Here is a 23,681-nt window from a genome sequence, read left to right as displayed (position 1 = left end):
TACTCTTTTACGTGTATTAGCACTTGCAAGATTTTATTTTTTAAAGATTATACATAAGGATGCATATATATGCAAATCGTTAAGGTTTAATGTTTCGATGTTTCAATAACTTAGCAACTCAGTGACTAAACGCTTCAATAAGTGCTTTGTAAGCAAGATAACTCTTAAAATATAGTAAGCAACAATAACTTCCCGTGTAATCGCAAATTAAAATAGCAAAATGCCTCACTTTGCGTAGTAAAGAAAGACGCAAAGTGAGGCACATTTTACATTAACTTCATTATGCTAATTAACCCAATACTCAGCAAACTTACTGAATACAATTAAGCAAACATTAAGCAGCTCTAAAACTAGCTGATCTGCAATAACCAGACCAGCTAGCAAATATTTTACTTACTACTATGACGAGAAGTACCACGACGCTTAGCTGAGAAAAGCGCAGCACCAGCAGCACTAAGAGTTGCAGCAAACAAGCCAAACACAGACACGTCACTACCAGTCTTACTAAGCTGAGCAACACTACCACTCTTCAACACCTGAGCGCGCACAGAAGCACGAACCTCAGCCGCATGAGCCTTAGCAGACGCCAAAGCTTTACGAGCAGCAGAAAGCTTCTGAGCCGCAGCATCAACCTGAGCCTGGGTAGCATTCGGATCAGCAAGCACACGTTTAGCTTCAGCCAATGCCTTCTTATACACATCCAAATCAGGAGCTTCACCAAGCAAGTAGGCAAACGACTTGCTAAAGTGAGAATCATCATCAACTTCAGCTTGCAATACCGTCTTATTAACACCATTCAAAGCATCTTTAGCATTCTTAAGACTCTTTAACGCAGTATTAACAAGAGCTTGACGATCTGCTTGAGACTTAGCAGCAACTTCCACACCCTGACCAGCAGGATCAGCTAGCTTAGATATAAGCTCCTTCGCATCTTGCAAAGCCTTATTATATGCTTGCTGCTTTTCAGCAGTATCATACACGTACTTTACAGATTCTTTCACACTATTCTCAAGAGCAATCTCAGCTTGCAAATCAGCAATATCAACACCATTTAGTGCAGCAGCTGCGGTTTGAAGTTGAAGCAGCGCACCATTGACAGCAATCTGCTTCTGCTCAGGAGTATTCGCTGATTGAGCATTCTTCGCATCAGCAAGAGCAGACTCAGCAGCCGTAAGAGCAGTATCATACGCAGATTTCTTATCCTGAACAGCATTCGTATACTGTACGGACTTCTTCAAAGAATCAGCTTTGTTAACTTCAACCTGCAACTTAGACGTATCTACAGTTCCATCAAGAGCGTTAGAAGCAGTTTCAAGCTGAGTCTTAGCATCGCTGATTTCTTGCTCAGTCTTGCCCTTAGGCGAATCAAGAATAGCTTGAGCAGCAGCCACAGCATTATCAAACGCAGTCTTCTTAGTATCAGAAGCATTCATGTAAGCAACAGTCTTCTTCTTCGACTCAGCAGCAGTCACAGCCGCCTGCAAAGCAGAGGTATCGTGACCATCCAAACCAGTAACAGCATTATTAAGCGCAGAAGTAGCATCAGAAATTTCTTTCTCTGTTGCACCAGCTTTCTTTACAATGCTTTCTGCAGAGGTTATAGCATTGTCAAGAGCAGCTTGCTTAGCAGCAGAAGCATTCTTATAAGAAGCATCATTCTTCTTACCTTTTGCTTCTGCGAGCTTTGCTACCAATTGAGACTTGTCGTTACCGTCAAGTTCATTAACAGCCTTAGTAAGCGCAGTCAACGCAGTATTAACAGCTTGCTGCTTCTGCTCAGGAGTCTTAGTAGACTTAGCATTCTTAGCTTCAGTAATAGCAGACTCAGCCTGTTGCAAAGCCTTATCAAACGCAGACTTCTTTGCTTCAGAAGCATTCTCATACTTATATGCGTCCTGAGACTTAGGAGTAGTAACACCGGTCAACTTCTTAGCATTATCAACAGCCGTCTGAAGCTCAGCTGTATTAACCATTCCATCAAGACCGCTTATTGCAGTATTCAAGTTATTCAAAGCTGTGCTGATTTCAGAATCAGTGTGACCGTGAGGAGTCTTAACAAGATCTTCGGCAGTCTTCAAAGCATCATCAAGAGCCTTTTTCTTCACAGCAGTACCATTCTTGTAAACAACTTCTTGCTGCTTAGCTTTTGCATTGGCGATAGCAGTCTGCAACTTACTCACGTCATTACCGTCAAGATTTTGAACAGCCTTAGTAAGCGCAGTCAACGCATCATTAACAGCTTGCTGCTTCTGCTCAGGAGTCTTAGTAGACTTAGCATTCTTAGCTTCAGTAATAGCAGACTCAGCCTGTTGCAAAGCCTTATCAAACGCAGACTTCTTTGCTTCAGAAGCATTCTCATACTTATATGCGTCCTGAGACTTAGGAGTAGTAACACCGGTCAACTTCTTAGCATTATCAACAGCCGTCTGAAGCTCAGCTGTATTAACCATTCCATCAAGACCGCTTATTGCAGTATTCAAGTTATTCAAAGCTGTGCTGATTTCAGAATCAGTGTGACCGTGAGGAGTCTTAACAAGATCTTCGGCAGTCTTCAAAGCATCATCAAGAGCCTTTTTCTTCACAGCAGTACCATTCTTGTAAACAACTTCTTGCTGCTTAGCTTTTGCATTGGCGATAGCAGTCTGCAACTTACTCACGTCATTACCGTCAAGATTTTGAACAGCCTTAGTAAGCGCAGTCAACGCATCATTAACAGCTTGCTGCTTCTGCTCAGGAGACTTCTGAGACTGATCGCTCTTAGCTTCAGTAAGAGCGGACTCAGCCTGTTGCAAAGCTGTATCAAACGCAGACTTCTTTGCTTCAGAAGCATTCTCATACTTAGCATCGCCAGCAGATTGAGGGTTAGTTGACTTCTTCAGCTTCTTAGCCTCAGAAACTTTCTGCTCAAGTTCAGTTGTATTAACTTTGCCATCAAGAGCAGCCTTAGCAGAATTGATAGCATTAACAGCTTGAGTCACTCGCTCAACAGTTGCATTAGCATCAGTAAGCACTGACTTACCATCAGTAATAGCTTTATCATAAGTAGTTTGCTTACTCTTATCTGCATTAATGTAAACAATAGTCTTCTTGAAGCCAGTGTCACCGTTAATAAGTTCTTGCAGCGCAGACTTATCAACAGTTTTGCCACCGAGATCCTTAACAGCTTTTTCTAATGCGTTCTTAATATTGTCAACTTCATCAGCAGTCTTGTTCTCAGCCGAATCAGTCTTAACAAGATCTTCCGCAGCCTTTAACGCACTGTCAAAAGCAGTCTTCTTATTATCCTTATAATCAGGCTTTGCTGTAAGAGTAGACTTCTGACCATTAACAAGAGTCACAAGATCCTTGAGCGACTTCATCTTGCCATCAAGCTCTTTAGCCTTAGTAACAACAGCAGTGATAGCGGTCTTGACCTTCTCAATAGTCTTCATATTCTCATTGGTCGGGTCAGTTTCAATATCATCAATCTCTGCTTTAAGCGCATCCTTCTGAGCTTTGTTAAGATTGGTGAGCTTATCTACTTCAGATTCAGCATCCTTCTTAGCTTTCTTTAGCTCAGCTTCCTCAAGAATACCCTCAACTTCTCGCAAATCCTTAGCATTCTCAATGCGACCGGTTAAACCATTGGCTTCTTGCTCAGTAATATCACCTTTCTGCTTCAGATCAGCAATCTTCTTCTTAGCATCAGCTTTAGCATCCTCAAACTCAGCATTGTTGAGAATCTCTGCAACTTTATCAAGATCTTTAGCGTTATCAATGTCACCCTGATACTTCTGCTTATCTTGTTCGCTGAGATTAGTCAACTCACCAATCTTCTTCTTAGCATCAGTCTTAGCGTTATTAAGACCATCATTATTACTGTTATCAGCAGCAGTCTGATTCTGAGTGCCCTTTAGTTTAGCAGCATCTTTGGCTTTATTTACACCATCAGTATCCTGAGCTTCATTAACTTGCTGAATAAACTGCTCTTTCCAATCAGGCTTGAGTTTATCATTCCCGTTAATTTCATTAATAGCAGCCTGTTTTTGCTTCTCAAGCTCAGCTTTCTTCTTAGCTTCTTCAGCCTTGCCTGTGTCTTGCTGCTCCTGTTGATTCTGCTTCGTTACCTCGCCATCAACCTTCGCATCATCTTTCTGCTGCTGCTGTTGCTTTTCCTGCTCAGCCTGCTGATCAGCTTGTTGCTGCTTTTGATCAGCTTCCTTTTGCTTCTTTTGATCCTGATCCTTTTGGAACTCGTTTATCTTCTCACGAATCTTTTCAGGATCAGTCTCATTACCAATCTTCTTTTCAAGCTCTTTCTTAGTTTTCTCAGCTAAGCCACTAGTAGCATTCTCAATCTGCTTCTGAGCATCTTTCTTTTTCTTCTCATCTTTACCATGCTCATCAGCAGACTTAATAATCTTGTCTACATCTTCTGGCTTAGTGATCTTGTTAATATCGTTCTGATGATCTTTCTTGAAGTTATCAATCTCATCCTTACTCAAGCCATGCTTCTGAAGAATCTTGTCAATAAGATCCTCAGCTTCCTTCTTAAGCGCTTCAGGATTAGGAGCGGCAGCATTAGATACAAAACAATCATCTGCAGAAAGAGTGATTATTGTTTTTGGACCATAATTATCATTCTTTTTTATTTCAAACCCAGAACCACCTTCATAAATAGAGACAATATTATAGTTATTCCAAGACCCATCAGATAAAGTTAAATTAGAATTGTTATTTTCCCATTTATTTGAGAAATTATAGAGTTTCATTCCTCCAGAAGATTTTGGATCAGAAGAATGGAACATACCCATAAGATCAGGATTACTATTAATGAATTGATCCGTTATTGGATTACTGACATCCTTAGACTTCCAGTTATCTCTAATAAACTGTCGGGCAAAACTATTCCAATCAGCAGTCACTGGTTTATTTTTATCCTTAATGACAATCTTAGTAATGTTGTACTTGTACCCATTACTATTTTTTGTTTCAGTTTTTGGCTTTTCTGGATTCCCCTTGGTGTATACCAACTCAGAATAGTCGAAGGTAGAAGTTGAATCATCATTAAACTTAACAGTCATAGTATGCTTAGCATCATCAAACGTAATCGCCGTATTTTCATTACTGCCTTTTAGTTTGCTTTGAAGACCACTATTGGCTGTTAAGATGGCTTGCCTAATAGTTGACTGTTCATTGGTTTGAATTGCCTTAGCATCTTTTACAGCTGTACGAGCTGGAAGCGTAATGTAAGTGGTCTCATTAAGCTTCTTCGCTTGATACACCAGCTTGTTGCCATCGAGCTTATCAGTAGATGGAAAATCAGCAGTATTATCTTTATAAGTGATAGTTACGTTGCCTTTATTATCTACTGTAATAGATTTCTTAGCTTCTTCTAGATTGTTAGGCTTACCAATTGCATCTATGAAGTCAGATTTATTTTTATTTGCTTCATAAACTTTCTTCACAAGTTCCGTCTGCTCATTCACAGTCAACCCTTGTGGATTTCCAACTGCCATTGGCACTGGATAGTACGGCGTAAACTTATCCGCAAGTAAACGCTGCTTCTTTACAAGATACTTGCCTTCAAGCTTTTTAGTTGAAGGAGCGCCAATCTTATCAGTGAAAGTAATAGTCGCATTGCCACTAGCATCAACAGTCAAATCTTTAATATGCTTACCAGTATTAGCTGCTAAAATAGCATTCTTTACAGCTTGTTTCTCTTCCTTGCTTAATTGAGAAATATTTTTAACAGGAGTTAAATTGGTAGGATAGTTAATTTTCACCTTATCAGCAAAAGGAATATAACGCTTAGTCAGATTCTCCTTAGAAATAGTATCCGTAGAGTTATCCTTGTATGTTACCGTTGCGCTACCATCGTTATTGACTTTTACAGCCTTTTTGAAAGCCTCTTCAGTTTGAGTCTGTTCCATACCTTTAAGCTTTTTCAGCACATCGGTATTACTCTTATTAGCATTCCACAGCTTTGTAAGAACAGCCTTTTTCTCATCTTCTGAAAGATTATTTCCATATGTCGAAGAATCAACTTCTACTTTATCTGTAGGATAAGTAAGTTCCAATTCTTGTGAGTATTTTGGCAACGTCGGCGCAAGCGCAACCTTACCAGCAGTGTAATGCCAGTTGCCCATCACCTGGTACACACCTGCAGCAAATTTCAAAGGCTTCGTTTTATCATTCAGTTTAATAACGAAGCTAATCTTAGACTTTCTATTGCCTCTACTCTCCCAGTTAATAATCAAGGCACTAGTAGCGTCCTTATATTCCCTAGAAGTACCGAGAGTATTACCAGATTCGTCATAACCACCGGCTTCACCGGTCATTCTTTCCCAGTTATTCTTAAATTCAGTGCCTTGCTCTTTATTATTATCAAACCAGAAACGGCTGGCAGACTGATTCCAAGACTCCTTTGTATATGTTGCACCTGTTTGTTGAGAAGACGAATCACCAGTCAACCGTTCATCTTTGTACAAAGTAATTTTATTATCTACAATGTCAACACCCTTAGGCACACTCGCCCACCAGAATGGTCGACCACCCCACCATTCACCCTGAGAATTAAACTGGTACTCAACCTTATAATATTGTCCGTAAGTTTTTCTGTCTGCTGTTTCCTTATTATCGTTTTGTTTTTCATCGCATGGCACTAGTTTAATATCCACATACCTCTGCGCCTTTGTAGAAGAATCGCGATTCGCATACCTATAGCTACCATCAGGAAGATTAAAACCATTAGCCCAAGCTTGATGAGTTGGCAAACCAGCACCACAAGCAAGCAAGCTTGCCAATGTTGCAGTCACAGCAATTTTCGGTAAACGTGAAACCGCATACGACTTACATGCTTCTAAACGAGTTCCACTTATCTCTTTCGCCATTGAACGAAGTGTACTCGGCTTCAAATACGCGTAATTCTTAGACACATGTAAAGCATTTTTAGCAGCTTGTGTTTTCTTAACCATTAACAGTCCTCACTTATATATTTTCTCTTCAACTCGCTCTGCAGACGTAAACTCACATCTTGTAAAAGAGCTTGTTAATAGAGCAAAGGATACCCCCCCCCCCGCGTAATAATTCAAGTAATATAGGCAAAAACTACCATGCGATTAAGGTAACAACTATATTCAATATTAAATATTACAAATAATCATGCGAGCGCCGCATAGCTAGTGTTTGGCAACTGTGGCAAAACAACAATCAAACCGGCAGTAAAAATCAGCGCGAGTATAGGCAAAAGCTGCCATTGGCACGTAGATGAGAATGCAAATCCAATCCAAGAACCAGTAGTAGCACCAATCGCAAACGCAAGGCGCGCCCAACCAGAAAACTTAGCGAGCGTACTCCCTTTAAACAGAATCTGACGCGCAACAATAATCGGCTCTACTAGTAACATTCCACCAATCGCTTGAAGGAAGAATGCGAAGCACATCATTGGCAAAAGATTAATAAACATAAGGCAATAAGCGAGCAAGCTCACAGCAATACCTAAAATCGCTACTTTTCTTAAACCGAGTTTTTGAGAAGAGTGCGCATATAAAACGGACGCGAGCACGCTTCCTACACCAGTGAAAATATACAGTATTGTTAAAGATTGAGAGCTATATTGTTTACCGATACCGAGAAGAATATAGGAAACAGAGCATGCAGGAATAAAAGCAACCAAAAGAGATCCTGCAAGAAGCATGATTTTACTCTTGAGTGACGGATTCGCAGATTGCTTAGCTGCAGATTTATTGGCAACGTCATTTTCTTGCGATACTTGCGATACTTGCGATACTTCTCCTTCTTCACTAATCGCTTGCGATTCATTCTCTACATCTTGCAACGCTTCCTCTTCTGCGCAAGACGCTTGCGCAATGTCTTGTTTCATAATAAATCGCGTAGCGCAAGCCGCAAAAGAAGTCACGGACGAGAAAATCAAAACCGCAGGAATTGACCAGCTCGCAATCCACGATCCTAATGGAGAGCCGAGTAATGTTCCTGTAATACTTGCCAAAATGCTCACAATGCCGCTGTAGTTTACAATCATGCTGTCGTCGCCGCCTGCAGCATCAACCTCGAAAACTTCGCTAGCAATATCAATCACTTGCCCTGTAATCAACAATGCGCAAGAAAGAGCTACAAGCGACCACTTCCACGCAGGAGATCCAAGCATAAGAAGCGGCAGCAAACTGAGCACGCCTTCTACGCCCTCAGTCATAGCAAGAGCGCGAAAACCGCCAAGCTTATCAACAATCCAACCAGAGCATGGCGAAAGAAAATCGGCAACCGTCATGAAAGTCTTACGAAAACCAATCACCCAAGCCGGCAAACCCACAATAATAATAGAAGGCAAAACCGATCCTTCATACGCTTGATTACCAAGCATAGAAAAACAGAAGCCAACCAAAGCCCATCGCAATGCTGGACTAATAGATCTCATACGAATAAAAATATTATTCCGCTTACCAATAGCCTTCATAATAAGCCCCTTATAAATTACATTAATTGTGTTGACGAATCGACATTATTGATTTACGTTTTCTTAGACGACCTATAAGTTCAGCAGGAAAACCATGACGAATAACATGAAAACGTTCCAATCCTGGTGCGACAATTTGCACAACACTAGGATTGCATTTCATCGATTTACGCTCATAGTGGAATGCGTCACGTTTCCATATATCTATTCCGTACTTATGAAGATCATTTACTATATTATTTATCTGAATTTCTATGTTAGGAATAGATAAAGTGTCACGTATATCATATGACACTAATTTTTGTGAAAATTTCCCACTATCCTGTCTAATTTTTTCTAAGAATAAAGCTTTCTTAATATTTGGATATGAATGTACAAGATGTTTTAGTCTTTTGGATCTATCACGTTCTTCAGGATTAGAATAATCTTTATCTGCACATAACTCTTGCCATAACTCAAGAAGCGAACGATATGTTGCGTATCCTAAAAATTGCGATGCGCCGCATCCAAAAGTAGGAATTTCTTCTCTATCTGTCTTATAACATATAGATAGCACCACTGAGCCAGACAAAGCTGGAATCGATACAATATACACCTTGTTACCAGTTGCGCTCTCAATAGCCTGTTTTATTTCTTTCAATAATTCACAATTAGGAATTAAAAACTCTACGCATACATCATCAAATATATTAGAAAGAAGAATATTAGATGTTGCATCTCGTTCAATAAGTTCATTAAGCGCATGCAAAGTCGCTTCTTGGATAGAAGCACCTGCGGCCCATCCATTATTTGTATAGTAGCAACGAATTAAATTTTCATCAATAGAAGAAAACTCACCAGTAGACTTTCCACCGCAGTATTCTGGTGGTAACGAAGCAATAGCATTATCACTCATACTATAAAAAGTATAATCAGTATTTTTGCTTGCTGAATTAGAAAGATTAAGAATCGCATCTCCTTTTATTCGAAGAGATGATGAACAAGAATACAAAACAGACTGATTCGAATATACTATATGTTCCAATAATTCATATAAACCGCTAGTTAGAGATTCAAGCCCAAGACCTTTACCTCTAGCGGATTCTAAAACAATATCTGCACAATCAGTCTCATCTAAATAAACACACGAATCCAAAATACAAGTAGTGTCTAATGCTGATACTTCAACACTCCATTGCGATACTTCAACACTCCATTGCCACTTCTTTAAGGCAAATACCTCAATAATTGATGACAAAGAATCCATCAATGTAAATTCTCGTTCAGGTGAAACAAAATTAACCATAACATATCTTTTCACAAAATAATGCTGGCAATTGTATTACAAAATAACAAAACCGCCAGCATGTTTATTTCAATTTTCATCATCGTCTGGTATTTCACCAACAAAGAAATCACTCATACTAGTAAAATGTGGAGTGCTGTGTTCAGTTCTAGTACGTCCCATAATATTCACCTTTCAATAAAAAATAATAACTCATTTAATTTCCTTTTAAGTTCATTTAAGAACTCATTTAAGAACTTTGGTAAAAGATACTATTACTTCTTACAAAAAAATACAATACAGTTATAAGTCATGAATACAAAACAGTAACAAATAATAAATTTTATTAATTATTTTAAGAAAGACTTATAGTAAATTATTGTATACTATTCTTGTAATACTGTATATCTTGCCTAATCGTTTCTAGCGAACTTTGTGTGCCCACATGTCTTGCGTAGGTTTTAAGTAGTCTTTTTTGCATGTTTTGACCGCTTAATTATGAATGGTTTTACCTAAGATCGTAAGGAGATAGTAGCCATATGTGTCTAATTTGCACTTTATTAGCTATGCTTGGAGTCCTGGAACACAGATTAATACCGTCGTTACAATTTTGACCGGTGCTGTGGTGACGCTTCTAGTGTTCTGGAAACAACACAAGACAAGGTAGCAGTAAAACTATACTTTTCATACACAGAAGTAGCAGCGGCAACAACCGCAAAAGCAGACAACACCATCATGCGCATTTAATGTCGCCAACAATATTCCCTCATAAACGAAGCAATTACCTGCAAATCTTTGCCTTCATAATATTCAACAAGCAACTTTTACTACGCACTCATAAATGCCACGAATCAACTGCCCACACTCAGTTTTTAAGGACACGAAAGACGCGAGAGCAAAAGAAACCCTTTTTGCAAGACATCTCATTCAATCATTTTTACCGAGAGAAACAAGTCCTGAAATGGCTCACCAGATTGGTATAAAGCTGTATAAGAATATACTTAAAGACGAGTACGAATTTGTCTTATCTACTTACGTAGATAAGGGCATATCCACAATCACATCATCTTCAACAATGTAAATATGATAACGGGTAGATGCCACCAGTCTAATAAGAAAAGCTGTCATCAAATCAGGTATCAAAGCGACAAGCTATGCAAAGAAAACAACCTACCTGTCATTGATGAGTTTTACGAAAGTTACAAGAAGAAATATAAGACTAACGGTAAATCTTGGTATGAGAATAAACAGACAAAGCGTGGTACTTCTTGGAAAAGCAGGCTGCAATTTGATATTGACAGAATGGTAAAACAGTTTAAGGATTGGGATGATTTTTTAAAGAAAATGGCTAATCTTGGCTATGAAATTAAGTATAGCAAACACATTGCTTTTAAACCGAAAGATAAGCCGAGATTTACAAGATCTAGAACAATCGGAGAAGATTATACTGAAGAAAGGTAAAAGGAAGCAAAGGCTATGAATATTGGGCAATGATATGTACCCCTTTTCTGGACTGCTAGTGAAAGGAGTACATATCATAAAATAAAGTCTCTGTCTGTAGTACTACAAACAGAGATTCTGCAATAGTATTTTTTATATTTAATCTATATCGTACGTGCCACGGTCTTCGGCAACCATAGAATCAGTAGGCTTACGCGCATAAGATACTGTTTTAGGAAGAGATGATTCCTTTGTAAATTTTATTTCCTTCCTCCACCGAACAGACTCTATAGATTCCGCAAGTGCAGCCTTTTCCTTTATCGGCTTACCTGAATAATGGTACATTAGGTACCTTGTATCAATCACAATTCCTTGGATTCGTTCATAGTATTTTTTGTTGCATCTCCAGTCGCCAATTGCCTCACCAATGTTTCCAACAAAAGACGTCAGACTAAAATAGTTCTTTGCCATATTGTACGGCATGATGAAAGCATTAAATAGAGATTTCGCATCTACATTCTTATTCTTTTCCAAATATTCGCCATATGTAATTTGCTTATTGATTGACGAACCGTTAGGCAGATGGTCAGGAATCCCAGTCAAACCGTATTTATAGTACTTAGCGTCAAGAACGTAATATTTATCGTTATATATCATGATTGTATCCGGAATCAAAGGCTTCTTTTCTTTGTATTTGCCGCAATCAAGCAACCATCTTGAACGAGGAAAATATTTATTTTTGTCCTTCTCTCCAAATGCTCGATCAATTAATTTTTCCCACACATGATCAAAGTCATCTGTACCAAAGTAGAATTGCTTATCTGAAGTCTTCTCATACATATACTCAAGCATGTCATTCATGCTACGAAATAAGGATTTCTTCCTATCGTCATTTGTAGTAGCAAGCTTGTTTTGGACAATTCTTATTGACGTCTTAATATCCGGATGTGACCCTGATTCCTCTGGCATATAGGGAACATACAGCCATCCAAGTCTCTTAAACGCTTCATACACACAGAATCTATTGATCTGCGTTATTTCTTTCGTGTCATTTGGAGTTGAAGATCGAACTTCAAACTGTGTAAACACAAAAGAACTCACACCATTTCTGCTTTGAACAAGAGGCATTTGCTTTCGTGCAGTTCTTGCCCAATCCTGCTTACCAGTTGAAGCAGTAGTATATACTTGCTCTTTCTCAACATAATAGGCGCCACCAATTGAAAAATAATATTCTATAACATTTTTATACGCATTGATAGGGAAGCCTACTAATTGTGGTGCTGTAAACTTATTAATTGCCAATAATCTGTCATCTTTTGTTGTAAATTCAGATAACACTTGTATTAAATGCTTTATGTCTGTTCTAATTTCAGCATCGGTTTTTGGCAACTCATATCCGATTGGAAAATAGACCATAGCATTATCAGAATCAGCTTTGATACCAACAAAACGATCACCATCTTCATTTGTGTTAACATGGCAGTGTTTTTTAATATCAAATTCCTTGATTGACTTTGATGCTGAGTCTAAATCCATATAAATCACCACCTTAATCTTCTTCTACATTAGCAAATGCATCCCTGACATTATCTTTAAACACCTTAAAGCGCTCAGTACCATTGGCATACATAAAAGCATGTATTACTTGTTCAAGACTTTGATATTTATCAACATCAAAGATAATTTCACGGTTGAATTTAAATGCATCATCCCAAAGATATTTTATTACCTTTTCAGGGAACTTCCTATTTTGTCGCATTGCATCACGAATCACTGCAATTCTGGACTTCTCATCATCTGTAAGGGAACCACTGGTTTCTTTCATACGAAGAGCATCGTATTCTTTCAGAGCTCCCATAGTGTCATCGTATTTAAGGTCATGAACATGAACAAAGTATGCTCCAAGCCTCTTATCCTCCGCAGAAGTCATCCTTGCACTATTCTCAACAACAATCTTATTGATTTCAACACAGAAATTTTTCCATGTTATTCCAGTGTCAAGGATTTCTGCATCAGCAAGCGAACTGTCAACACTGGCAAAATCGTTCTCGATAAGACGCATATCCCATCTGCGCTGAAAAGCTGTATCTAACGTGAAAACATTTTGATCTGATGTGTTCATCGTACCTATGATGGAAAGGTTTGAAGGAATACGAACCTTTTCTGTTTTTCTATCCTTGCCGTACATCTCCTCAGCAATATTCATATTTGTAATACCGTACTCACTTGTACCGATGGGATATCCGTTGTCATCAATATCACGAATTTCTACTTTACGGTCAAGCAACTGGAACACTTCTCCGAAGATAGCAGGAGCGTTACCACGATTAATTTCCTCAATAATAAGGATGTACTCCTTGCTCGGATTGTTATATGATTCACGAAGGATATTCGTAAAAGGTCCAGGAGTAAACTTATAACTTACCTGTCCATCATCTGAAACTGCTGGAAGAATCTGTCCAATGAAATCTGAATAAGTGTAGTCAGGATGAAATACAAGTCTTTCTACAACACTTCCAGGTTTGCAATATTCATGCTCAATAGTCCAACTCTTACCAGAACCCGGAACACCATATAGAAGAATATTACGCCCACTTACAACGCGATTATTTTCAAGCGAATCTTGTCTATCGGTCTCTTTATCTATATTTACATCCTCGGAGTCTATTATTTTTGTGGTTGATAGCTGCAGAAAGGTTTCTACTCTTTTTTGATATTCCTCTAGATTATTAAACTGACCTTTTAATATCTGAACATCTCCATTATGGCACTCAAGGTATGGGTTCAGTCCATCCGAAAGCAGAGATTTAAGTATTCTTAAAGAACCTTTAGTTTCTTCATCTCCATTTAAGTCTACATTATTTTTAGTTTGCATTAGTTTCTTATACACGTCGTTTTGATTAAAAATAACATCATTAGTACCATCAACTAATTTAAAGATTGCGCCTTCAGATATTGCAGTTAACAAGCGACTCAATCGAGTCTCTATCTGCTTATCATAATTAATATCAACACCAATCCACAAAATCAAAATACGTACATAAGCATCCCAATCATTGTCAATTAGAGTATCGATAATGTCAGCATTAACCGTATAGATTAATTTTTTGGGATACCTTATTCCACCTGTCCTTTCTGCACTAGTAGTTTTATCTTCATCAATAAAGCTGATTTTTGCTAACTTCCAAATTAGCTCAAAGGCTACTATTAGCGATTCCATTTGAGACTTAAATAGTGAATTATTATTTATAGCATCTATTACTGTATCAATGTTAATACCATCTTGTTTACAAATTTGTGCTAGTTTATTTTTAATAGCAGTTTTCAAATTTGGATTAATTACTATTTTGTCTTCACTTTGCACGGAATACTGAAGCTCAGCAGACTTAATAGAGCACTCCCAAAACAAAAGTATTAGCGCGACAGCACTCTTAACATGTGGGAGCGAAGATTTAATACCAAGCTTTAAATCCAATGCACTATAAGCGGACATATTATCTGGTCTATTCATCAATGTTTCCCTCCATAATATCATTTTTAATTACTCTAGCGATTGCTGATGCCAATAGTGGCGGAACAGCATTACCAACTTGTCTCATTTGAGAACTCTTACTACCAATGAATATGAATTCATCTGGGAATGACTGTATCCTGGCCGCTTCTCTTACTGTTATTGCCCGATTTAAAAAAGGATGAGTAAATTTGCCTGAAGAAGGTGTATCAAATCTTGTTGTTATCGTGACGGATATATCATCTTTTTTCATCCTGGTCCACGTACCACTATATATGGATTTAGTTAGATGCTCTTTTGGTAAAACTTCTTTACCGGCATTAGGAGGAATCATTCTCAATCTTTTTAATGAAAGTGGAGAGTGTTTTGTTGCCTTATGATTATACAAAAGGTTAGCATGTCCACGTAATTTTTTTTCATACTCGCTTTGAGGCGCATATCTGTATTCTTGCACCTCATCACCTTCTCCTGATTCTAAAAATGCCAAGTCGCTAATTGCGTCCCATATAGTTACTTTCTCATTCAGCGAGGATGGTAAAGACGGAGCAACCCCATTCATTTTGCCAATAATAACTGCTCTTTTTCTATTTTGTGGTACTCCAAAATCCGCGGCATTAAGTACTCCATGCTGCAAAAAGTACCCCATAGCATTAAATAGCGTCTCAATTTCATTAAAAAAATAACCTTTTTCAGCAGTAAGCAGGTTTGGGACATTCTCCATTACAAAATACTTAGGTTTTACAAGCTCAACTACCTTTACATAATATTCAAATAAAAAATTTCTTTTATCGTAGATTGTTTTCCGCTGACCTTTTTGCGAAAAGCCTTGGCAAGGTGGCCCTCCTATAATGACGTCAATCTTATTTTTATATGTTCCAAAAACAGCATCCAAATCAAGAGAGGTAATATCACCAACGACCATTTTTGTTGTTTTATGATTTTTCATATAAGCGTTTGCAATGGATTCATCATACTCATTAGCTAAAAGAACACTGAATCCTTCTTCTTCAAAGCCTAACGATAATCCTCCTACGCCTGAAAATAAATCTATTACCGTTGGTTGCATTTATTTGCCCTCTATCCTAGATTTAGCAATGTTGTAGTATTCTGAGTTTAATTCTATACCTATAAAATTGCGACCAGCTCGTTTTGAAACAACTCCCGTTGTTCCAGAGCCCATAAATGGATCTAGAATATTATCACCAGGGTTGGAAAGTATTTCTACAAAGTGCTGCATCAAACTTTCTGGCTTTTGCGTTGGATGTTTTCCATATTTTCTTTCGCTATTCGGAGTGACGGATGTTTCTATAAAATCATGAAACATAGCTCCACCATTGTTAAATGTTCCAGTCTTTGTTTTATAAGTGAAATACACCCATGCTTCTGTAGAATTTACAAAATGTAAATTCATATTTCTGGGCATAGGGTTAGTTTTATGCCAAATCCCTGTTGTCTTATAGTAAAATCCATATTCCTCAGCTAACTTTATAATCGTTTCAACTTTTATAATAGCCATAAACACAATCATAGAGCCACCCTTTTTCATGACTCTAGAAGATAGTTCAAAAAAAGACTTCATGGATTTCTTCCATTCCTCAAAACCCATGTCATCCCAACCTGCGGCAGCAAAAAAATTGTCTCTCATCTTTTTTAGATTAGTATCTCTAGTTTTCATAAAACTACCAAGATTATATGGCGGATCTGTAACAATTAAATCTATTGATTTTGCCCTAAGATTATCCATAGCAACAATACAGTCATCGTTGTAAAGTTCTATTTTAGACAATATGAATCACTCTCCTAACTTAACAGCTACTCTGCACTTTCTCCACTGGCAATCCATTTATCTAATTCCGAGCGTTTAAATTTCCAAAGTTTTCCTATTTTATATACTGGCATATCTGGTTTTTTTCTTATCCAGGTTCTCAGAGTGACAGTTTTTATCCCCAAGTATTCTGCCGCTTCATCAATGCTGATATAGCCTTCTTCATTTTTCATCTGTGTTATACCACCTCTAAATTTTCATCACTACAGACCCAACTACCATTATATCTGCTTTTTATAAAAGGTCAATGTATTTGGTTGTATTTGGATATATTTCATTATATTTGTATATATTACTAGATATTTTACATTATAAGAAATTGCCTATCTTTGACGCTGTAGCCTGTGAGCAAGTCGTGTGTACTTTTTACCGTTACCATCCTGTGCACTCGACCCTAGAGCATTGATATCTTCCCTCAAACAGCCAAACTGCACTCAAAAAGCACGCCGAGCCAGCTTACAGCCGCCACTCATTAAACCTTTTAACGATAGACCCTGTAAACCCCTGCTACACAAAGACAAAATTTGCCCAGTTAATCAGCTCTTGACATCAATACAACAGTCTCCACGTGGATTGAGAGACAAATATGAAATGAATAAAAGTTAATAGTTTTCAAAAGCTCGTGCTCGGGAATATGTGTGGGAATATAAGCATAACTAATACGTTAAGCTATTCACTACAAATCTAAACTATTCCTATCCAATAGGAAGTCGAATAAACTAATAGTAAGTATTCCATGCTCATCCAAAAAAGGTTTTATTCTATCTTTTACGATAATTATTTTTCTTAAATGAATCATCAATATATAACAAGGACGCTTTTTCTTGATGTATCTTTTCGATTGAAGGAAGACTATAGGCAGATTGAATATAATATCTTTTACTTCCAAGATTAGCTATGAAATCAACTTCTAACTGTTTCTTGATGCCTTTATTATTAACATTAAACGTATATTATATCTGTGAACAACATCTCGTAAACGTACGCCTCTTCCTATTTAGAATTATTTCCATTTCGGAATTTAATCTAAATACATTATGAAGAATAAGCTCATGGAACTCAACGCTATTTAGAAATCTATCGCAAAAAGTCTCTGACCTCACCCAAGCTAGCCGTGGACACTCTTTAGAATAAATACATCGCGTCCACTCCACTTAGGAGTTGCAAAACACGTACTTGCATGATGTCATCCATTTAATTAGTCTCGCTGTCTAGTCGGAGAATTGTTTTACTTGCTTGACTTAATAAGCACGACTGTCCAAGCGATAAGAATCAGTTCCATTGCAATGGCTACTCCAAGCAGATGATATAACTCCATAATAGCGAAAGCTGCAATAACTGGAACCATTACGCTTATTAGAATAGAAACTAGCTGCATTTGCTTACGACAGTTTGAACATTTACTCATTTAGATGCCTTCCTAGTAAGCTGGTGCATTTAGAATCACCAGGGTCTCAAGTGGACGATAATATAACAATAATGCTAACGTCCACTGATGAAATTCAACTATTTGAAACTAACGGTGCTAAAGTACCTCTCTCACTAATTAACAAATTATCATAGTTGGCGTGAATGGCATTCTGAGTGACGGTGGCACCATTCATGTCAAGAGGACGAATACTGTCATACTTTTTGTTACAACGTATCTGTCACCTTATCATTCTTCTTTTTTCACATTCATTCTGCCTTACCCATTGGTAAGTAGTAGATTTTACCGTCTTTAGAAATCAATTGCACATCCTCGGCATACAGGTCAGAGGTGTCCTGCGGATGTTTAATGGATTTGACTGATGCTTGAGCCGTTATCATATCTACTGTTTTTTTGTTAATCGCCCTAAAATTAAGGTCATCATCAAATAATCCAGGAATAAAATGAATGACGCGATCGATTCCATCTCTTTTACGCTTGATCTCATCTGTATCAATGCTTAAACGATTTACGGATGTCTGATGCCAGCCAGTCAATAATGCTTGAGTATCTTCCACCTGCTTTGTGTATGTCGGCAAAAGCGCTAGGCACTGCTTTCTTGAGACAGCCCCCAGATGAAGCGTATACCTCAAGTCGGAAATCTTATACAGCACATCAAGCAATGCTTTTTGGTATGTATACCAGTTTTGCGCTTCTTTTAATTCCTTTTCATAAGATGCATAATCCAGGTCATTTTTCTTTGTAAAGCCCGCCAAAGTTAAATTAACCTGACCAAGTAACTGAGTACATTCTTCTTCTAGATTATCGAGCTGCGCAATCTTTGACAGTCTCAATTCATCATTCTCAAGGATCTCTACTTGAAAGTCGGCAATTTTCTTAACATGAGCAACAAGTGAAAAAATCCGACTTCGAAATTCGTTATCTTGGAAATCAGATATTTTTGAAATTCCATCACGGATTGCTCCAAGCTCTGCATTTATCTGCGTCATGTAATACTGCCCAACAACAATTGATGCCAATCCCATGGCTACACCCACATTATTCGCTACTACATTTTTAGCTTTAACCGCTACAAGGTTTGCATGACCCTTGATTCCATTAGCACCAAAATAGAGTCCTCGAACCGCTCCTTCCATAGCCTTAGAATTGGTAAGTTTAGCACCAGCCGGGATTATAGCGCGATACAAAACCTCGCTTCCCGCTTTTGCAGTTTGGACTGCATTGGAACCTGCTATACTAGCTTGCACCAATCCGGAAAACAAATTGTTCACACGCCCCAGAATTTTACTATCAGTTATCTCCACCAGCTTACTATCATCAGATATTGCTTCTACCGGAAGCATTTCCATCTGAATGACAAGTTCATCGAGCTTTTGATCTGGCTGAGATAATTTACTTGTTTTCTTTACTATCATCGCACTATTATTCAAATCAGAGCTATTCTCGTCTTTGGGAATATTTGTTTTCTTTAGCCTATTAATTAGGAAAGCAGCAATCATCACCACTGCCACAATACATATGCCAACTACAACATACTCTATATTCAAAGTTCCTCCTTTTAACGTTCTATAATAGGAATAGTAAATTTTGCGAATAAATCAAGCCTCACCAATCTTGATATCTATCTCACGACCACAACTACCCGACATCTAACCCGGCAACTCCATTTATTGACATCTATCTTGGCAACTCTACCATCACACTCTTGGTTGGTTCTCCTTTAGATAAATTTCCGCAGAGTGTTTTGTCTGCCCAATTCCGAAGTCCCCAGATTGCCAGAAAACCGCAGCATTACCGAGCTTTTGCGGCTATTTTCCTGTCACTCTCACATTCACATTCGCTGTTTTTAATCTTTTTTCCTATATATTAATCCAATACCTTCTTGTTGTAACATTTCCTCTTGATAAGCTATTTTTCACTTTATTTTCCAAAATTCCACCATTATTTTCTATAACTTTTATCGACCCAATATTGTCATCATCACACGTAATCAAAACCTTATGTAGATTCAAAGTCTCTTTACAATATGTAAGTGCCATAGAAAGCATTTTTGTTCCATAGCCCTTCATACATTCAGATTGTCTAATTTCGTATCCTATGTGACCACCATAGTTAATTAAAAAAGAATTTAATTCATGCCTGATATTAATTTCGCCAATAAATTTTTCATTATCTATCAACCAAAATGTAGTAGCTCTAACATAATTTGCAGGTAAATTTATACCATGTTCATAGTTATAAGAACTCTCTATAATTGTCTCAGGGTGTATAAAACGTCTTTCTGCATTCGGCCTGAAAATTTCATCTTCTTCATTTGCCTCTATATAACTTTGGATATATTTCTTATCTGGTCTAATTAATTTCATAAGTTCTCCTTATTCTTAATATGCAATATCCTTAATATGCAATTCTAATAAAAATACAATTCTATTAAAATTAGAATCCATAATAGTCTGTTTAGTTTTCATAGCATTAATATTAAAAAATTACACACGCAAGCTTTATTAAAGGAAAAATTTAATTTTTTCAACAAATTAGCACTACATTAACATCAGCATTAGCAAAGCAAAACTCACAGCAGGTGCTCCACCACATCTTTATTAAATACAATATTAAATCCAACGGAAAGCAAACTTGACATTTACTCTCGAAACAATTATCTTATATGTAAAGCTAGCTTTCCATTAGGAAGGAGAATGTAATGTGAAAAATAGACTTGAACAAATTAGAAAAGAAAAAGGCATAACACAAGAAGAACTTGCAGACGCACTTGAAGTATCAAGACAGACAGTCGGTTCTTTGGAAAATGGAAGATACAACCCGTCAATCATATTGGCATACAAAATTGCCAAGTACTTTGATTTAACAATCGAAGAAATATTTATCTACGAGGAAGATAAAAAATGAAAAAACAGAAAACACAGAATTTTTGGTACATAGGATATGTAATAGGAGTTTGCGGATTAATTCTTGCACTGACTCTTAAACTGAACAAATCCGTAGAAATTGCACTGTCAGTTGTTTTTGTTGCAATTATCTCACTTTCACACGTAAAAATCATGCACTATAAGATGATGGAAAAAGACCACAACTACAAAATAAATGTGAACGATGAAAGAAACGAGAAAATCAAAGATAAAGTAAATGCAACAATGGCATTCATACTAATACACCTAATGGGAATAATTGCCATAATTGCATTTATCACAAAAGCATATTTACCAGCTGCTCTTTTAGCTATTTCGATTGCCTTTTCTCCATTAATCATGTTTTTTATCAACAAATATTATGAGAAAAAATATTAAAATCAGACCTAACCCGCTCATTTACTACTTATTACAAGGCTGACCAACCTTCATAAATTCCTTATCTCTAATACGGAACTTTTTTATTCTCAAAGTTGCATCAGGCGAAGCAAATGAAAATGACCTTTACACTTGGATTAAAAACCACCAAGCCTAATGCTCAACATTCCGAAGCGTTTTTAGAATATGCCAAACTCTATTTCGTGCGACTAGTCACAGTAGCGGACATAAAACACCACAACAGTATTACTTCACTACAGCTTTTCCATTTAAGCAATGCACAGCATAATGAGCACATCCATCTGTTTTACACCCAAGATTATTACAACTAAGATTGACCTTATTCTTATCAGAAACCTCGCGAATACCATTCTCACAATCTATTTCAAGACATGCACCCTTGGTAATTTCTCCTTCTAAAACACTCGTACCATTTAACGTATCCACCATGCAAGAAGCAACAACCTTAACATTATTCACCACAGCAGAACCATTAAGACACTTTAGAAAAACATCATTCGCCTGAACATTTCTTGCTTCCACCCTGCCGTTATGAACCTCCGCATAAATCTTGTCAGCTTTAATATCTGCTACTAATACTTGATTCGACTCAGCTTCAATCTCACAAAAATCAACACTCTCCGGCAACGAAACAATTACCTCAGGACTGCCTTTAGCAAGCCAACGCAACCAGTAAAAAGCCGACACTTTCTCTGTTTGAACGAGCTTTATACCATCTTGATTTTCTTCAATCCCAAACACGTCTTTTTCACAATTAACATAACTAATGTTAAAAGAATCAGCCCTTCTAACCGTTAAGCTAACATCTTTAGTTTTTGCTACAAACTTCCTACTATTCACAACTTGAACAACTCCCTTGTTAAATATCGGGTTATAGACCAAAAATCAAAAGACCCGACTTAATCCGCATTGTTAAGAGGCACGTCGGGTAATGTTATTTACATACACTACACCAATGAGAGTATTTTATTAAATCTTTCAAACTAGCACAGCACACTAAATATCTTGCCTTTTATGAGTTGATGACATGTATTTCACGCACCGCGCTTTCCAATCATCTTCACTGATGCCGCCAAACATCGCCACAAAATCGACGCTGAAAGTCACTTATTTCTTTCCGAGCATCCACGCTTTGAGCACCACTTCTATTACTCCGTAAGTCAATGCGGCCAACGGCCAAACAATCCAACTTTTTCCCCAATCGGACGTAATGAAACTGTAGGCTAAATAAATGCAGACAATTATAAGCCAGTAAGCTTGGAGGAATAACCTAATCTTTGCAGGATAGACAATCTTTTTCTTCGGCTGCAGCAAACGGTAATAGGACGAGCGGACAATATTCGCCTGTACGAATAAATAAACAGCTGCTGCCACCAGAGCAATAGCGACAACTACAAAAAAGCCGGATGAAAGTTGATAAAATTTCGGCGCTATATCCGAAATTATAAGAAAAATAAAAGCAACCATACATAAAACGACACCGCTGACCGTCCGCAGCACATACGACGGCATGAACCGTTCCAAGCGTTCTTTGAGCACACTGTCAACGCCGTAAGCCGTTTCAAAGTCCTCTTTTTCCAAATATTGATAACGCTTTCCGTGGAAACTCTGAATAATAAAAATAGCTACAGCTACGGTAATAATCGCAACACTGAATGCTAAGCCCATAGTTTTACCGACTTGTGCATTTACTGTGTGAGAAAGCAAAAGATCACTGCCGACCAACGGTATTGCCGCCAGAATACAAAGAAGAACGCCTAGAGCAACATAGGCGGCAAATGATATTCTGTGAGCAATATAAGCGGAGGCTTCTTCCAGCTCAATTACCCGCATGCGAACGCCGGCTTCTTCCTGGCAGGCATTTTCACCTGCGTTGACGTTCTTCCCCATAACATCAATTTCATCTTTTACCAGAAGATCTGTACTAACACCAAACAAACGGCTCAATGCAATTATCCGTTCCATATCTGGGATACTTTGTGCGCCTTCCCATTTGGAAACAGCTTGGCGACTGACGCCCAATTTGTCCGCCAATTCTTCCTGCGACCAACCGTTTTGTTTACGCAGTTCCAATATTTTATCTGCTAAAATCATAAAAACATCTCCATTTGAAACTCGAATTCATCATGATCATGGTGAAATTATATCTGAAACAGCAGTTGCGTAGTAGCAAGTGCAGTTGGCAATTGCCGTTAAAAGCGCAATTTCTGCCGACAAATGAGCGCAACCGACCGCCAATTCGTTTTCTTTCATTTTCACACCGCGCTTTCCAATCATCTTCACTGATGCCGCCAAACATCGAAACAGAAATCCGCCAATCATCGGAACGAAAACCCGCCAATCGTCGGAATGAAAGTTCGCCAATCGTCGGAAAATGATGATAGAATTCATAATTATCAGTAGAAAATACGAGCAGACTTAATTAGAAAAC

At 37.8% G+C, this 23,681-nt stretch carries 16 protein-coding genes and 1 pseudogene; 3 read left to right on the top strand and 14 right to left on the bottom strand.

Going from position 1 to position 23,681, the window contains the following annotated elements; translation table 11 throughout:
* Positions 1–389: 389 nt before the first annotated feature.
* The 3 genes from D0T18_RS04570 to D0T18_RS04560 form a co-directional block, all read right to left on the bottom strand.
* Positions 390–6,956, bottom strand: a complete 6,567-nt coding sequence (locus D0T18_RS04570; RefSeq protein WP_116440575.1) for a MiiA motif-containing surface protein — start codon at positions 6,954–6,956, stop codon at positions 390–392.
* 185 nt (positions 6,957–7,141) lie between these two features.
* The gene (locus D0T18_RS04565) at positions 7,142–8,455 is read right to left on the bottom strand and encodes an MFS transporter (RefSeq protein ID WP_116440574.1); all 1,314 of its coding nucleotides are present in this window, start codon (positions 8,453–8,455) and stop codon (positions 7,142–7,144) included.
* A gap of 22 nt (positions 8,456–8,477) precedes the next feature.
* Positions 8,478–9,740: a YcaO-like family protein gene (locus D0T18_RS04560; protein ID WP_116440573.1), complete on the bottom strand. Its 1,263-nt coding sequence runs from the start codon at positions 9,738–9,740 to the stop codon at positions 8,478–8,480.
* An 820-nt stretch (positions 9,741–10,560) separates the two neighbouring features.
* Here D0T18_RS04560 and D0T18_RS06960 point away from each other — a divergent pair.
* Positions 10,561–11,180, top strand: a pseudogene (locus D0T18_RS06960) (relaxase/mobilization nuclease domain-containing protein).
* Between the two features lie 138 nt (positions 11,181–11,318).
* On the opposite strand, the gene D0T18_RS04550 reads toward D0T18_RS06960, so the two are convergent.
* From D0T18_RS04550 to D0T18_RS04510, 8 genes are all read right to left on the bottom strand, one after another.
* Entirely contained in the window at positions 11,319–12,695 is a 1,377-nt protein-coding gene (locus tag D0T18_RS04550) for an LlaJI family restriction endonuclease (protein WP_012914003.1), read from the bottom strand.
* Positions 12,696–12,708: 13 nt separating this feature from the next.
* Complete coding sequence (locus D0T18_RS04545; protein ID WP_116440572.1) at positions 12,709–14,670, bottom strand: McrB family protein; 1,962 nt, start codon at positions 14,668–14,670, stop codon at positions 12,709–12,711.
* Positions 14,663–15,736: a DNA cytosine methyltransferase gene (locus D0T18_RS04540; RefSeq protein ID WP_012914001.1), complete on the bottom strand. Its 1,074-nt coding sequence runs from the start codon at positions 15,734–15,736 to the stop codon at positions 14,663–14,665. Before D0T18_RS04540 ends, D0T18_RS04545 begins: the two co-directional genes overlap by 8 nt.
* A complete protein-coding gene (locus tag D0T18_RS04535; RefSeq protein ID WP_116440571.1) occupies positions 15,737–16,456 on the bottom strand; it encodes a DNA-methyltransferase in 720 nt (239 codons plus the stop codon).
* Positions 16,457–16,482: 26 nt separating this feature from the next.
* Complete coding sequence (locus D0T18_RS04530; protein WP_012914000.1) at positions 16,483–16,668, bottom strand: helix-turn-helix domain-containing protein; 186 nt, start codon at positions 16,666–16,668, stop codon at positions 16,483–16,485.
* 1,055 nt (positions 16,669–17,723) lie between these two features.
* On the bottom strand, positions 17,724–17,903 hold the full coding sequence (locus D0T18_RS04520; protein ID WP_012913999.1) for a hypothetical protein: 180 nt from the start codon (positions 17,901–17,903) through the stop codon (positions 17,724–17,726).
* Positions 17,904–18,172: 269 nt separating this feature from the next.
* Positions 18,173–19,471, bottom strand: a complete 1,299-nt coding sequence (locus D0T18_RS04515) for a hypothetical protein (protein ID WP_116440570.1) — start codon at positions 19,469–19,471, stop codon at positions 18,173–18,175.
* Between the two features lie 312 nt (positions 19,472–19,783).
* Complete coding sequence (locus tag D0T18_RS04510) at positions 19,784–20,290, bottom strand: GNAT family N-acetyltransferase (protein ID WP_116440569.1); 507 nt, start codon at positions 20,288–20,290, stop codon at positions 19,784–19,786.
* A 337-nt stretch (positions 20,291–20,627) separates the two neighbouring features.
* On the opposite strand from D0T18_RS04510, the gene D0T18_RS04505 reads away from it, so the two are divergent.
* Complete coding sequence (locus D0T18_RS04505) at positions 20,628–20,831, top strand: helix-turn-helix transcriptional regulator (protein ID WP_004134772.1); 204 nt, start codon at positions 20,628–20,630, stop codon at positions 20,829–20,831.
* Entirely contained in the window at positions 20,828–21,229 is a 402-nt protein-coding gene (locus tag D0T18_RS04500) for a DUF2178 domain-containing protein (protein ID WP_116440568.1), read from the top strand. Before D0T18_RS04505 ends, D0T18_RS04500 begins: the two co-directional genes overlap by 4 nt.
* A gap of 246 nt (positions 21,230–21,475) precedes the next feature.
* On the opposite strand, the gene D0T18_RS04490 is transcribed toward D0T18_RS04500, so the two are convergent.
* The 3 genes from D0T18_RS04490 to D0T18_RS06805 form a co-directional block, all read right to left on the bottom strand.
* Complete coding sequence (locus tag D0T18_RS04490) at positions 21,476–22,090, bottom strand: DUF4097 family beta strand repeat-containing protein (protein ID WP_162861139.1); 615 nt, start codon at positions 22,088–22,090, stop codon at positions 21,476–21,478.
* A 267-nt stretch (positions 22,091–22,357) separates the two neighbouring features.
* Positions 22,358–23,344 carry a helix-turn-helix domain-containing protein gene (locus D0T18_RS04485; protein WP_116440566.1) on the bottom strand — a complete coding sequence of 329 codons (987 nt, stop codon included), beginning with the start codon at positions 23,342–23,344 and terminating at the stop codon, positions 22,358–22,360.
* A 36-nt stretch (positions 23,345–23,380) separates the two neighbouring features.
* A complete protein-coding gene (locus tag D0T18_RS06805; RefSeq protein WP_162861138.1) occupies positions 23,381–23,641 on the bottom strand; it encodes a hypothetical protein in 261 nt (86 codons plus the stop codon).
* Positions 23,642–23,681 lie beyond the last annotated feature (40 nt).

Origin of the sequence: Gardnerella swidsinskii, from assembly GCF_003397705.1 — a bacterium.
GTDB lineage: Bacteria > Actinomycetota > Actinomycetes > Actinomycetales > Bifidobacteriaceae > Bifidobacterium > Bifidobacterium swidsinskii.
The sequence above is the reverse complement of the archived record's forward strand: the minus strand, read 5'-3'. Positions and strand labels throughout refer to the sequence as shown.